Below are 13492 nucleotides of genomic sequence, written 5' to 3' on the forward strand. Positions count from 1 at the left end.
GGCCGGGTCCGCTCACCCCCGTCGTCGGAGGACCCCATGACCGCGCTGACCATCCCCACCACCACGCTCGCCGACGGCAGCGCGTTCCCGCTGATCGGCTTCGGCACGGGCGGGCTCAAGGGCCCCGACGGCGCGCAGCGGATCGCGACCGCCCTCGGCGCCGGCTACCGGCTCCTGGACACCGCGGCGCAGTACGGCAACGAGGCGGCGGTCGGCGAGGCGATCCGGCTCTCCGGGCTGGACGTCGACGAGGTGCTCGTGACGACGAAGATCGCCGGCGGCGACCAGGGTCGCGAGGCCGCACGCACGGGGTACCTCGAGTCGCTGCGCCGCCTCGGCCTCGAGCGCGCCGCCCTCGTCCTGATCCACTGGCCGAACCCGTCGCGCGGCCTCGCGCTCGACACGTGGCGCACGCTGGTCGATCTCAAGGAGGAGGGGCGGGCGCTGCACATCGGCGTCTCCAACTTCCGCCCCGAGCAGATCCAGGAGCTGGTCGACGCGACCGGCGTGTGGCCCGAGGTCAACCAGATCCAGCTCTCCCCCGCCCTCGCGCGCCACGACACCGTCGCCTTCCACCAGGAGCACGGCATCGTCACCGAGGCCTGGGGCCCGCTCGGCGGCCGCGACGGGCTCGGCACCCAGTACGCCCTGCGCAAGGTCGCCCAGAAGCATGATGCGACCCTCACCCAGGTCACGCTGCGCTGGACCATCGACCGCGACATCGTCGTGATCCCCAAGTCGGGCGATGCCCAGCGCCAGCTCGAGAACGCGTCGCTGGATCACGTGCGCCTGGACGACGAGGACCGCGCGCTGCTGGCGAGCCTGGACCTCGGGGAGGACGCCGCCTGGGATTCCCGGGAGCACGAGGAGTGGTGACCGGACCGGGAGGTCGCTTCGCCCCCGGTCCGGAGCACCGCGAGATCGTCTTCCTCACCGGCTCGGGGCTCAGCGCACGCACGGGCCTGGGGACCTTCCGCGGCCCGCAGGGTCTGTGGGCCCTCGAGCCCGAGACCGAGCGGGCGATGCATGCCGAGCACCTGCCGGACTCGTTGCCGCAGCTGTGGCGCGTATGGGGCCGGATGGCCCGGATCGCCACCGCTCACGGGCCGACGCCCGGCCATCGGGCGATCGCCCGGATGGGCGCGCCCGTGATCACGCAGAACATCGACGGCCTGCATCAGGCGGCGGGCAGCGAGATCGTCGCCGAGCTGCACGGCAGCGCCCTGCACGCGGTGTGCCTCGGCGCGGAGTGCACCTGGCGGGCGCAGCTCACCCCCGGGGACGGCCCGCGCGCCGAGGACCACGGGGTGCCCGGGAGCTGCCCGCGCTGCGGGGAGCGGACCCGGCCCGACGTCGTGCTCTTCGACGAAATGCTGCCCGCGACCGACCTCGAGCTGGGGATGCGGCTGGCCGAGCGGGCGGACCTGCTGGTCGCCGTCGGCACGAGCGGGGTCGTCTTCCCCGCGGCGCAGCTCGCGCCGCTCGCCCGGGCCCACGGGGCGACGACGGTGCTGATCGACATCGACCCGCCGCCCGGCGGTGCGCTGCGCGCCGCCTTCGACCACGTGATCGCCGAGGACGCCCACGAGGTGCTCCCGGACTGGGAGCGCTCGGCGAACGGGCGCTCGTCGGCCTCGTTCCTCGATCCCTTCTGACCCGCCTGTCAGATCCAGATCGCCGGGTCGACGTTCTCCTCGGGGTGTGCGGCGCCGCTGCGCACGGTCGCGGGGATGCCGACGGCCGTCGCGCCGGCCGGCACGTCCTTGACGACGACGGCGTTCGCGCCCACCTGGGCTCCGGAGCCGATGAGGATCGGACCGAGCACGCGGGCGCCCGCCCCGATGGTCACGCCGTCGCCGACGGTGGGATGGCGCTTGACCCGCTCCATGGAGCGACCGCCGAGGGTCACGCCGTGGTAGAGCATGACGTCGTCGCCGACTTCGGCGGTCTCCCCCACGACCACGCCCATGCCGTGATCGATGAAGAAGCGGCGGCCGATGCTCGCCCCGGGGTGGATCTCCACCCCGGTGATCGAGCGGGCGCCCTGGGCGAGGATCAGCGCGCTGCGCCTCGCCCCCCGTTCCCAGAGCCGATGCGCGAGGCGATGCGTCCAGATGGCGTGCAGGCCGGGGGAGGTCAGCAGGATCGACAGGTCGTCGGTCGCCGCCGGGTCCCGGCGGTGTGCCGCCGCGAGATCCTCCCGGACCGTCGCGACGACACCCATCACCCGGTCGGTCAGCCGAGCCGGCATCGAGCTCGCCTCGCGCAGACGGGACATGGCGTGGCCGGTCAGTCCGCGTACTGCGCGAACAGCGGGGTGGAGAGGTAACGCTCGCCGAAGGACGGCACGATCACCACGATGGTCTTCCCGGCGAACTCCTCGCGGGAGCCGACGCGGGCGGCGGCCTCGATCGCGGCGCCGGAGGAGATGCCGACGAGCAGGCCCTCGGTGCGGGCGACGGAGCGGGCGCGCTCCATCGCGGTCTCGGCGTCGATGTCGAGCACCTCGTCGTAGACCTCGCGGTCCAGGATCGAGGGCACGAAGTTCGCGCCGAGGCCCTGGATCTTGTGCGGGCCGGGGGCGCCGCCGTTGAGGATCGCGGACTCCTCGGGCTCGACCGCGAAGACCTTCACCTCGCCCTTGCGCTCCTTGAGCACCTGGCCGACGCCGGAGATGGTGCCGCCGGTGCCGATGCCCGCGACCAGCGCGTCGACCGCGCCCTCGGTGTCGGCCCAGATCTCCTCCGCGGTGGTGCGGCGGTGGATCTCGCGGTTGGCGGGGTTGTCGAACTGGCGCACCTGGACCGCGCCGCGCTCGGCCGCGATCTCCTGGGCCTTCTCGACCGCGCCCTTCATGCCCTTGGCGGCCTCGGTGAGCACGAGCTCGGCCCCGTAGGCGCGCAGCAGCATCCGCCGCTCCTTGGACATCGACTCGGGCATGGTCAGCACGACCTGGTAGCCGCGGGAGCTGCCGATCATCGCGAGTGCGATGCCGGTGTTGCCGGAGGTGGCCTCGACGATGGTGCCGCCGGGCTGCAGCTCGCCGGACTTCTCCGCGGCGTCGATCATGGCCACGCCGATGCGGTCCTTGACAGAGTTGGCGGGGTTGTAGAACTCGAGCTTGGCGAGCACGGTCGCCTTCACACCATCGCCGAGCCGGTTGAGCTTGACCAGCGGGGTGCGGCCGACGAGCTCGGAGACGTTCTCGTACACGGGCATGGGTTCCTCCTCGATTCAGACAGGACCGTGGGCACACGGCCCCTGCAAAGCACTGCTAGGCGCGATCATAACCTGATCCCGCCGTGCCTCCGCGGGACCGTCCAGCCCCATCCTGCCGACCGGCCGATCGACACGCCCGGGATCGACGCAGGTCGGAGGCGGACCGCCCGGGAAGTCCCTAAGGTCGGGGCCATGCTCGCCCTCGACGATGCCCGCTGCACGACCCCGTCCTCCCCCGCCGCACGGGCCGACGGGCACGAGGCCGTGCCCCGAGTCCGGCCCGCGGCGCCGCTCCTGCTGATGCTGCTCGGCATGCTCGCGGTGCTGGGACTCGGCGGCGCGCTCGCCGGCCCCGCTGCCCACGCCCAGCCGCCGACGGAGGTGGACGTTCGCGACATCGCGGGCGTCCTGGACGAGGAGCGGCTCGAGACGGCTCTCGAGGGCACCGACTTCCGCACCGACGTGCGGCTCGTCGTGCTGGTCGTGGACGTGACGGACGACGGCTTCGATCCCGCCGACGACCTCGCCCTGAACGACGCCGTGCTCCAGTACGCCCGGCTCCAGGACCCCTCCCTCATCGCCGACTCCGGGGACGTCTGGGCCGACGAAACGATGATCCTCGCCCTCGATCCCGAGAACCGCTTCCTCGGCACCTACGCCGGGGAGGACGTGAAGCTCACCGACTCCGAGTTCGAGTCCGTGCAGGACGCGATGCGGGAGCCGGCCCGCTCCCGGTTCTGGGAGAGCGCGATCGAGGCCGGGGCCGAGCGGTACGCGACGCTGCTGCTGCGCCCGTGGTGGCAGCACCCGGCGAGCCTGGTCGCGTTCGTGCTCGGCGGTGCCGGGGCCCTCGCCGGCACGCTCGCCCTGCTCGGCCTGCGCGGCGCCGTCCGGCAACAGGGCGAAAACCCCCTCCCCTACCCCTCCGAAGTCACCATGACCCGTCCTCCGTCTCCTCCTCACCCACCCCCCCCCGGCGCCGGGTCGACGACTCCCTCGCGCGCCTGGCCGAGATCGAGGGCGCACGCCTGCGCACCGAGGCGGCCGCCCGCGACCTCCCGGAGGCCTCCGAGTACGCGCGGGCGGCGCAGGCGGACCACCGGACGTTCGTGGACAGCGTCGAGCGCGCCCTCGCCGTGCGCTCCGAGATCCCCTCCCGGTCGGCCCGCCACTGGTCGTGGGGGCTGCGGGGCGCCGAGCGCGCGCGGGCCACCGCGCTCGAGGAGGCGGTCTCCGAGGCCGACCGCGTCGACGACCTCGTGGTCGAGGCGCGGGACCTGCTCACCCGCACCGGCGACTGGCGCGAGGCGTGGGACCGCGAGACCGCCCCGCTGCGCGACGCGATCGCGGAGCTCGAGCAGTCCCCGCTCACCGACCGCTCCGCCTCGGCGGTGGAGACGGAGGCGGCGGACTCGCTGCACGACCTCGCGCGGCAGGCCGACGCCGAGATCGGCGAGCTCACCGCCACCCTCGAGGAGCGGCGCACCTCGCCGGACGAGGCGCTCGAGCGCCTCGACACGCTCACCCGCGAGCTCTCCGCCGCGACCGTAATGCTGCAGAGCAGCCGCATCTCCCGGCTCGCGCAGGACGACACCGAGCAGGAGCTCCTCGCCCGCGCCGAGGAGAACCCGCGCGGCCAGCGGCGCTACCGCTCGCTGCGGGCACGGCGGCACGCCCTCGACGGCTCGGCGTCGGCGTACGCCGGCCAGCCCTGGCACCTGAACCCGGTGCTCTGGTACTCCAGCTGGCAGCACACGTCGGACCGCAGCCTGCAGCAGCACCGCAACCCGCCGTCGAACGCGAGCTCGAGCGTCTCCGGCTTCTCCGCGGGCTCCTCGGGCGGTTTCTCCGGGGCGGGCAGCTCGAGCCGCTTCTGAGCGCGGGCGACAGCCGTCAGGGAGCGGTCAGTAGACCATCCCCATGGTCTCGCGGACCCGCGCGAGGGTCGCCTCGGCGGCCTCGTTCGCCCGCTCGTTGCCGGCGCGCAGGACCGCGAACAGGTGATCGGGGTTCTGCTCGATCTCCACACGACGGGCCCGCAGCGGCGCGAGGTGCTCGTTGAGCGCCTCTGCGGTGAGCATCTTCAGGGTGCCGGAGCCGGCGTCGCCGATCTCCTCGGCGATCTGCGCGGGGTCGCGGTCCGTGCACAGCCCGGCGATGGTCAGCAGGTTCGCGACCTCGGGACGGCCCTCGGGGTCGAAGGTGATCCGCCGCTCGGAGTCCGTCTTGGCCTTCTTGATCTTCGCGAGGGTCTCGTCGGGGGTCATCCGCAGCATGACGGTGTTGCCGAGGGACTTGCTCATCTTCGCCGCACCGTCGAGGCCGAGGATCGTCGGCGCCTCGGAGAGCAGGGCGTCGGGCAGCGGGAAGAACTCCTCCCCGCCGGCGTAGCGCTCGTTGAAGCGTCGCGCGATGACGCGGGTCTGCTCGATGTGGGGCAGCTGGTCCTTGCCGACCGGGACGAGGTTGCCGTGGCAGAACAGGATGTCCGCGGCTTGGTGCACCGGGTAGGTGAGCATGAGCCCGCCCATGGCGGTCTTGCCGGCGGCCTGCAGCTCGGCCTTCACGGTGGGGTTCCGCTCGAGCTCGGGCTGCGTGACGAGCGAGAGGAACGGCAGCATCAGCTGGTTCAGCGCCGGCACCGCGGAGTGGGTGAAGATCGTGGCCCGCTCGGGGTCGATGCCCGCCGCGAGATAGTCGGTGAGCAGCTCGCGCACCGAGCCGCGAATGTCCCCGAGGACCTCGCGGTCGGTGATGACCTGGTAGTCCGCGACGATCAGCCACGTCTCCACGCCGACCTCCTGCAGGCGCACGCGGTTGCGCAGCGAGCCGAAGTAGTGCCCGATGTGCAGGGCGCCGGTGGGACGGTCACCGGTGAGCATGCGCAGTCCCGAGGGATCGGTCGCGATCTGCTCCCAGATCGCGTCGCTGCGCTCCTGGGCGGTGTCGTAGCTGGTGCGAGGGGTGTTCGAAGCGGTCACCGGTCCATGCTAGCGGCCGCGCCGGGGGCGGCCGCAGTGGAGCCGCGCACGATCAGCTGGGGCCGCACGACGACCTCGGTGCGGGCGGGGCGCCGGCTGTCCTCCCCGCCGCCGAGGGCGGTCCGCACGGCGGCGCGGGCCATCGAGGGGACGGTCTGGCGCACGGTGGTCAGCGCCGGGTGGGTGAGGGAGGCCCAGAAGACGTCGTCGTAGCCCACGATCGAGACATCGCGCGGGACCTCGAGGCCGCGGGAGCGCACTCCTTCGAAGGCGCCGACGGCCATGACGTCGGAGCCGCAGACGATCGCGGTGACGCCGCGGTCCAACAGCTCGCGCGCCGCCTCGTAGCCGCCCGCATAGGAGAAGTCGGTGAAGGCGACCGGCTGGCCCTCCTCGCCCCAACGGGCGGTGCCGGCCTCGAAGGCGCGCAGCTTCTCGCGCACGGGCCACGTGTGCTCATCGCCCACGGCGAGGCCCACGCGGCGGTGGCCGAGCTCGTGGAGGTGGGCGAGGACGATGTCCACGGCATGCTCGTCGTCGGTGGAGACGAAGGCGGCGTCGAGGTCCGGCTGCACGCCGTTGATGAGGACGAGTGGGATCCCGGCGCTGGTCACCTCGCGGTAGTGGTCCAGCGGGGCGCTCTGCTGCGCGTGGTGGCCGGAGACGACGATGACCGCGGTGACCCCGGCATGCACGAAGCGTTGCAAGATCTCTCGCTCGCGCTCCACGGTCCGGGCACGGATGCCCACGAGAGTGGAGGCGCCGCGCTCGAAGAGCTCCGCCTCGAGGCGCTCGACCCAGGCGGCGAAGACCTGGTTGCTGAGGTCCGGCACGAGCAGCCCGACCACGGGGCCGTGCCCCACGGCGGAGGGCTCCACGACGCGGCCGAGGCGCCGGGCGACGTCGAGGACCGCGGTGCGCGTGGCCTCGTTGACCCTGGACTTGCCGTTCAGGACGCGGGAGACCGTGGCCTCGCTGACCCCGGCCTCACGGGCGATATCGATGAGCCGCGCCATCAGGCCGCCCCTTCCTGACCCGCGGCGTCCTCGCCGTTGCCGGATCGTAATCTGCAAGATCTTGCGTATTCTTGCACATCCGGGCGGTTCGGTTCTACAGTGACGCCACCAGGCACAGGCCTGCCCCGGTCGAGTACGACCACGATTCAAAGGAGAAGACGTGCAGATCCGTCGAAAGAGCTTCCTCGCCCTCAGCGGCCTCGCCGCCACCACCACCATGCTCGCCGCGTGCGGCGGCTCCGACTCCGGCGACTCGGGCACCACCGGCTCCGGCGCGTCCGACGCCGGCGGCGACGCTGCGGCCGACGGCGCGGCGCCCACTCGCGCCGACGCCGACCTCGTCATCTGGACCGACGAGGTGAAGGCCGCGTCCCTCGAGGAGCCGGCCGCCGCGTGGGGCGAGGCCAACGGTTTCACCGTCGCCGTGCAGATCGTCGCCGACGACCTCCAGGGCAACTTCGTCACCGCCAACCAGGCCGGCAACGGCCCGGACATGATCGTCGCCGCGCATGACTGGATCGGGAACCTCGTGCAGAACGGCTCGATCTCCCCCATCCAGCTGCCGGGCAACGCCACCACCGACATCGCGCCGATCGGCATCGAGGCCGTGACCTACGACAGCCAGACCTACGGCGTCCCCTACGCGGTCGAGACCCTCGTGATGTTCGCGAACAACGCCCTGACCGATGTCCCCGAGCCGGCCACGGTCGAGGAGATGGTCGAGGCGGCGAAGGCTGGCGGCGCCGAGCATGTGCTGTCGCTGCCGGTTGGCGAGCAGGGCGACGCTTACCACATGGAGCCGTTCTACACCTCTGCTGGCGGCTACCTGTTCGGCAGGGACTCCGAGGGCAACCTCGATCCCTCGGACGTGGGTGTCGGCCAGGAAGGCTCGATCGTCGCCGGGGAGAAGATCAAGGAGCTCGGTGAACAGGGTGTGCTCTCCACGTCCATCTCGGGCGACAACGCGATCTCCCTGTTCACCGACGGCAAGGCTGCTTACCTGGTCTCCGGCCCGTGGGCGCTCGAGGACATCCGCACCGCCGAGATCGACTTCACCATGGCTGCGGTGCCCGGCTTCGAAGGCCTCAACCCGGCCGTGCCCTTCGCAGGCGTCAACGCCTTCTACGTCGCGGCAGGTGGCAAGAACCCGGCGATCGCCCAGCAGTTCGCCACTGCCGTCGCTTCCTCTCCCGACATCGTCGAGCAGATGTTCCCGAAGAACGAGCTGCCGCCGGTGAACCTCGCACTGCAGGACAAGCTCGCTGCGGACTACCCCGAGATCGTCAAGATCGCGGAGCTCGCCGGGGGCGGCGAGCCGATGCCCTCGATCCCCGAGATGGCCGCCATCTGGCAGCCGCTCGGCCAGGCCCAGGCGAACATCGTCGGCGGCGCCGATCCCGAGTCCACCATGGTTTCGGCCGGCGAGGAGATCACCAGCCAGATCGGCTGACCCGCGACGCGCGGGCCGGTGGGTTCTCGACCTCCCGCCGGCCCGCGCGCCCCTCCTTCGCGCCCTGCGACAGCCCACCCTCGCGGCACCCCGTCCCCCTGAAAGACAGAAAGAAGGAAGGTGGGACGGGGGGCGGGTGAGTTGTTGTCCCCCCCCCCCCCCCCCCCCCCCCCCGCCCCTCCTTCGCGCCCTGCGACAGCCCACCCTCGCGGCACCCCGTCCCCCTCCGCTCTCATCCCGCGCCTGCTCCGGCGCGCACGTCCTCCCGAAAGGCAGCGACGCCATGTCCTCCACCCATGCGCCCGCTCTCCGCGAGCGAACCACCACGATCCCAGCAGTGCTGGCACGGGTGGCGTTCCTCGGCGCCGTCCTCGCCGTGGCCGCCTTCACGATCCCGGTGATGATCCAGCTCCAGCAGTGGATGTGGCTGTGCGTCACCGTCCTCGCCGCTGCCGCGATCTTCCTGCTGTACTCCACCCGACGCTTCGTGCCCGGGAAGTACCTCTTCCCCGGCACCTTCTTCCTGGTGGTCTTCCTGATCACCCCGATCATCCTGACGGTGGGCTACTCGTTCACGAACTTCGGCGATGGAACGCGCGGGACCAAGGAGCAGGCGATCGACTCGATCGTCGCGAACTCCGTGCAGCAGACGGAGGACTCCACCTGGTACAACCTCTCCGTCGCCACCCAGGGAGACCCGGTCGAGGGTCCCTTCACCCTGTTCCTGGTCGACCCTGAGACGGGCACCGTCTACACCGGGTCCGAAGATCTTCCTTTGGAGGAGATCCCTGCCTCGGACGTCACCGTCACCTCCGGCTTCGTCACCGATGCCAGCGGCTACGAGATCCTCGACGCGCGCGAGATCAACACCGCTTACGACACCCTCCAGCAGCTCGCAGTGCCCATCACCGACTCCTCCGCGGTCAAGATCCAGGGCGCGAACCAGGCCTTCGAGGGCACGACCGTGCTCAGCTACGACGAGGCCACCGATACCCTCACCAACTCCCGCACGGGTGAGACCTTCACCGTCGGCAAGGTCGGTGACACCGAGTACTTCGTCAACGCCGATGGAGAGCGAGCCTTCAGCCAGTCGTGGCTTCAGAACGTCGGCCTGAACAACTACGAGCGGCTGTTCACCAACGCGAACATCGCCAAGCAGTTCGGCGCAGCCTTCGCGTGGACTCTGGTCTTCGCGCTCGGCTCGGTGCTCCTCACCTTCGTGGTGGGCTTCGCTCTCGCACTCGTGCTCAACGACGAGCGGCTGGCCGGGCGCCGCCTCTACCGCTCCGTCCTCCTCATGCCGTACGCGGTGCCCGGATTCATCTCGCTCCTGGTCTGGTCCAACTTCTACAACCGCGACTTCGGGCTGATCAACGAGACGCTGGGACTGGATCTCAACTGGCTGGGCGATCCCACCCTGGCGAAGGCCGCCGTGCTGCTGACGAACCTGTGGATGGGCTTCCCCTACATGTTCATCGTCTCCACCGGCGCGCTGCAGTCCATCCCGAGCGACGTCATGGAGGCGGCGCGCATGGATGGAGCGAGCCGACTGCAGACCACGATCAAGGTCGTCACCCCGCTCCTGCTCGTGGCCGTCGCCCCGCTGCTCGTGGCGTCCTTCGCCTTCAACTTCAACAACTTCAATGCGATCCAGCTGCTCACCGAGGGCGGGCCCTTCCTACCGGGCGAATACACCCGTGGTGGTACCGACATCCTGATCTCGATGATCTACCGCATCGCCTTCGGCGGCTCGGGAGCGGACTTCGGGTTCGCCTCGGCAGTCTCCGTCGCTCTGTTCGCCCTCACCGGGGTGCTCGCGGCGATCCAGTTCCGATTCACCAACGTCCTCGAAGACGTCAACTGAGAGGGGACTTCGAGATGAGCACTTCCACTGCACCCCGTACTCCGGTGACGACGCGCCGGCTGCCGTTCCGCCGCTGGATGGCCGAGGTCGGCTGGCGGCACCTCGTGGGCATCGCCGCGATGGCCTTCGCGGCCTTCCCGATCCTCTTCGTCATCTCCGCGTCGGTGAACCCGCTGGGGACCGTGTCCTCCTCGGGGCTGCTCCCCCGCGCTTTCAGCCTCGTCCACTACCAGACGCTGATCAGCGGCGCTCGGGGCCCCTTCCTCCAGTGGTACCTGAACACGATCATCGTGTGCGGGATCGTCGCGCTGGTGCAGGTCTTCCTGTCCACCCTCGCAGCCTATGCCTTCAGCCGCTTCCGGTTCTCCGGCCGCAGGATCGGCCTGCTCTCGCTGCTGCTGGTGATGATGTTCCCGGCGATCCTCGCGATGATCGCGGTGTACACGATGATCTCCGGCCTGGGCCAGATCATCCCGTTCCTGGGGCTGAACTCCCTGCCCGGCTACATCGTGGTGCTGCTGGGCGGCTCGCTGGGCCAGGTGTGGCTCATCAAGGGGTTCTTCGACACCGTGCCGAAGGAACTGGACGAGGCTGCCACGATCGACGGCTGCACGCACTGGCAGGTCTTCACGAAGATCCTGCTGCCCACGCTCACCCCGATCCTCGCCACGACGGTCCTGCTGGCCCTCGTGGGCGTGCTCAGCGAGTTCCTGCTGGGCTCGATCTTCCTCACTGCGGATGACAAGAAGACACTCGCGGTGGGCATGTACGGCATGCTGCTCGGCGACCGCTCCAACAACCTCGGAGTGTTCGCGGCGGGATCCGTGATGATCATGATCCCGGTGATCATCCTGTACCAGTTCCTGCAGCGTTACATCGTGGGCGGCTCCACCGCCGGCGCGGTGAAGGGTTGATCGTCTCCATGCCGCTGCATTCCTCGTCCACCTCCCCAGTGTCCTTCGCCGAGGGCACTGAGGTGCCGCTGCTGGAGCAGCCGCACCACGACAGCGGACCCGCCTTCCTCCCTCTGGCCCCGCGTCGCCTCGGTGACCTGGCAAGAGTGCGAGTGCACGTCCCCGCCGCCTATCCGGCGAGCGGCCTCGCGATGCGGTGGATCATCGATGGCGAGATCCGCACAGCGGAGCTGGAGCGCGTCGCGGAGGACCCCGCAGGTGCCTGGTGGGAAGCGGAGCTCGTGGCCGCGAACCCACTGGTCCCCTACCGGTTCTGCGTGCTCGCGAAGGAGGGTGCACGCACGGCGTCCGGCGCACCGGTCCCGGCCTATGCCTGGCTCACCGCAGCCGGACTGGTGCCCTGGGACGTGTCGGACGTGACGGACTTCCGCCTGGTGGCGCATGAGCCCGCACCGGAGTGGGTGGCCGACGCCATCGTGTACCAGATCTTCCCGGACCGCTTCGCGCGCAGCGCGCAGTCACCGACCGATGCCGACGGACGTCCCGCCCCTGCGGAACTGCCCGAATGGGCTCTGCCGCGCGCATGGGATGAAGAACCCGCGGCGCACGGCGAGATCACCGGTCGTCAGTACTACGGGGGCGACCTCGACGGGATCATCGAGCGCCTGGATCACATCGCCGGACTCGGGGCGGACACGATCTACCTCACCCCGGTGTTCCCGGCCGGTTCCGTGCACCGCTACGACGCTTCCACCTTCGACCAGGTCGATCCTCTGCTCGGCGGCGACGAGGCACTCGTGCGGCTGGTCAAGGCGGTCCATGCCCGCGGCATGCGCCTGGTGCTGGACCTCACCACCAACCACACCGGAGACACCCACGAGTGGTTCCGCACCGCCTGCGCGGACGCGGACTCCCCCGAGGCAGGCTTCTACCTCTTCGAGGACCACCCCCACCGATACGTCAGCTGGCTCGATGTGGCGTCCCTGCCCAAGCTGGACCTCCGCTCCGCCGAGCTGCGGAGCCGCCTGACGCGGGGGCCGAAGAGCGTCGTGGGACGCTATGTCGCTCCGCCCTTCAACGCCGACGGCTGGCGGATCGACGTGGCGAACATGACCGGCCGTCACGGCGCGGTCGACCTCACGCACGAGGTCGCCCGGGAGATCCGCGGGACTCTGCGCGACGCCGCTGCGGCAACAGCGCGGGAGACCTGGCTCGTCGCGGAGCACGGGCATGATGCGAGCGGCGATCTCGCCGGTGATGGCTGGCACGGGACCATGAACTACACCGGCTTCACCCGGCCTCTGTGGGCATGGCTCGCCGACCCGGAGAGCACCCTGAACTGGCTGGGTCTGCCGATGGCTCTGCCGAAGCTGCCGGGATCCTCCGTGGCACGGACGCTTCGCTCGTACAACGCGCAGCTGCCCTGGCCCTCCCGACTCCACTCCCAGAACCAGCTCTCCAGCCATGACACCCCGCGCACCCGCACAGTGGTCGGGACGCGCGAACGCCAGCTCACCGCACTCGCCGCGCTCGCGGCGCTGCCGGGTGTGCCCACGGTGTTCGCCGGCGATGAGCTCGGCGCGGAGGGGCTCACCGGGGAGCATTCGCGCATCCCGATGCCCTGGACTGCGATCGAGGACCGCGACGGGTCGGTGATCGATCTCGAGGTGCTCGAGGAGACGGAGGCGCTGCTCGGTCTCCGGCGTGCCGAGATCGCGCTCCGGCGCGGTGGGCTGCGCTGGCTGCACATCGGGCACGACGCCCTGGTGCTGCTGCGCACGCATCCCGACGGGGACGTTCTCGTCCATCTCGCCCGCAGCGCGCACGAGGAGATCACCCTGGATCTCTCCACGCTCCCCGACGTCGGCGCTGTGGACGTGCTGCGCTCCGTCGGCGGGGCGTCCTCTCAGGTCGACTCCGGACCACCGGAGCTGCGTCTCCGCGCCGACGAGGCAGGAGCCTCGCTGTTCCGCCTCAGCCACAGCGCCGCGACGCCGTCTCTGGCCTGACCTCTCGCCGGCCGCCCACGCCGACTCCCACTGCCATTG

At 70.8% G+C, this 13492-nt stretch carries 11 protein-coding genes and 1 pseudogene; 8 read left to right on the forward strand and 4 right to left on the reverse strand.

The window, feature by feature from the left end:
- Positions 1 to 36: 36 nt before the first annotated feature.
- Both V1258_RS12165 and V1258_RS12170 read left to right on the forward strand, forming a co-directional pair.
- Positions 37 to 876 (forward strand): aldo/keto reductase, encoded by an 840-nt coding sequence (locus tag V1258_RS12165; protein ID WP_329749931.1) that lies wholly within the window; start codon positions 37 to 39, stop codon positions 874 to 876.
- Positions 873 to 1655, forward strand: coding sequence for an SIR2 family NAD-dependent protein deacylase (locus tag V1258_RS12170; protein ID WP_329749932.1), 783 nt, complete (start codon positions 873 to 875; stop codon positions 1653 to 1655). Before V1258_RS12165 ends, V1258_RS12170 begins: the two co-directional genes overlap by 4 nt.
- Positions 1656 to 1663: 8 nt before the next feature.
- Here the strand turns inward: V1258_RS12170 and epsC are convergent, their stop codons facing one another.
- A complete protein-coding gene (epsC, locus tag V1258_RS12175) occupies positions 1664 to 2224 on the reverse strand; it encodes a serine O-acetyltransferase (protein WP_329750014.1) in 561 nt (186 codons plus the stop codon).
- Positions 2225 to 2289: 65 nt separating this feature from the next.
- Positions 2290 to 3219, reverse strand: a complete 930-nt coding sequence (cysK, locus tag V1258_RS12180) for a cysteine synthase A (protein ID WP_329749933.1) — start codon at positions 3217 to 3219, stop codon at positions 2290 to 2292.
- A gap of 312 nt (positions 3220 to 3531) precedes the next feature.
- Between cysK and V1258_RS15255 the strand changes: the two are divergent.
- Both V1258_RS15255 and V1258_RS12190 read left to right on the forward strand, forming a co-directional pair.
- Positions 3532 to 4044 (forward strand): annotated as a pseudogene (locus V1258_RS15255) (DUF5129 domain-containing protein); the annotation flags it as partial.
- Positions 4017 to 5096, forward strand: a complete 1080-nt coding sequence (locus tag V1258_RS12190) for a DUF5129 domain-containing protein (RefSeq protein ID WP_329750015.1) — start codon at positions 4017 to 4019, stop codon at positions 5094 to 5096. The pseudogene V1258_RS15255 and the gene V1258_RS12190, both read left to right, overlap by 28 nt.
- A gap of 27 nt (positions 5097 to 5123) precedes the next feature.
- Here the strand turns inward: V1258_RS12190 and trpS are convergent, their stop codons facing one another.
- On the reverse strand, positions 5124 to 6200 hold the full coding sequence (gene trpS / locus V1258_RS12195) for a tryptophan--tRNA ligase (RefSeq protein WP_329749934.1): 1077 nt from the start codon (positions 6198 to 6200) through the stop codon (positions 5124 to 5126).
- Positions 6197 to 7216, reverse strand: a complete 1020-nt coding sequence (locus V1258_RS12200) for a LacI family DNA-binding transcriptional regulator (RefSeq protein WP_329749935.1) — start codon at positions 7214 to 7216, stop codon at positions 6197 to 6199. Before V1258_RS12200 ends, trpS begins: the two co-directional genes overlap by 4 nt.
- A gap of 160 nt (positions 7217 to 7376) precedes the next feature.
- Here V1258_RS12200 and V1258_RS12205 point away from each other — a divergent pair, with 160 nt between their 5' ends.
- The 4 genes from V1258_RS12205 (at position 7377) to V1258_RS12220 (ending at position 13453) form a co-directional block, all read left to right on the forward strand.
- Positions 7377 to 8666, forward strand: coding sequence for a sugar ABC transporter substrate-binding protein (locus V1258_RS12205; RefSeq protein WP_329749936.1), 1290 nt, complete (start codon positions 7377 to 7379; stop codon positions 8664 to 8666).
- 283 nt (positions 8667 to 8949) lie between these two features.
- Entirely contained in the window at positions 8950 to 10530 is a 1581-nt protein-coding gene (locus V1258_RS12210; protein ID WP_329749937.1) for an ABC transporter permease subunit, read from the forward strand.
- Between the two features lie 14 nt (positions 10531 to 10544).
- Positions 10545 to 11444, forward strand: a complete 900-nt coding sequence (locus V1258_RS12215) for a sugar ABC transporter permease (RefSeq protein WP_329749938.1) — start codon at positions 10545 to 10547, stop codon at positions 11442 to 11444.
- Positions 11445 to 11452: 8 nt separating this feature from the next.
- A complete protein-coding gene (locus tag V1258_RS12220) occupies positions 11453 to 13453 on the forward strand; it encodes a glycoside hydrolase family 13 protein (protein ID WP_329749939.1) in 2001 nt (666 codons plus the stop codon).
- Positions 13454 to 13492: the final 39 nt, after the last annotated feature.

The organism is Brachybacterium sp. J153 (assembly GCF_036311905.1).
Classification (GTDB): domain Bacteria; phylum Actinomycetota; class Actinomycetes; order Actinomycetales; family Dermabacteraceae; genus Brachybacterium.

Bases quoted from the DNA above. Each gene is read 5' to 3' on its own strand.
- V1258_RS12165 (WP_329749931.1), top strand. From the start codon at position 37: ATGACCGCGCTGACCATCCCCACCACCACGCTCGCCGACGGCAGCGCG.
- epsC (WP_329750014.1), bottom strand. From the start codon at position 2,224: ATGGGTGTCGTCGCGACGGTCCGGGAGGATCTCGCGGCGGCACACCGC.
- cysK (WP_329749933.1), bottom strand. From the start codon at position 3,219: ATGCCCGTGTACGAGAACGTCTCCGAGCTCGTCGGCCGCACCCCGCTG.
- V1258_RS12200 (WP_329749935.1), bottom strand. From the start codon at position 7,216: ATGGCGCGGCTCATCGATATCGCCCGTGAGGCCGGGGTCAGCGAGGCC.
- V1258_RS12210 (WP_329749937.1), top strand. From the start codon at position 8,950: ATGTCCTCCACCCATGCGCCCGCTCTCCGCGAGCGAACCACCACGATC.
- V1258_RS12215 (WP_329749938.1), top strand. From the start codon at position 10,545: ATGAGCACTTCCACTGCACCCCGTACTCCGGTGACGACGCGCCGGCTG.
- V1258_RS12220 (WP_329749939.1), top strand. From the start codon at position 11,453: ATGCCGCTGCATTCCTCGTCCACCTCCCCAGTGTCCTTCGCCGAGGGC.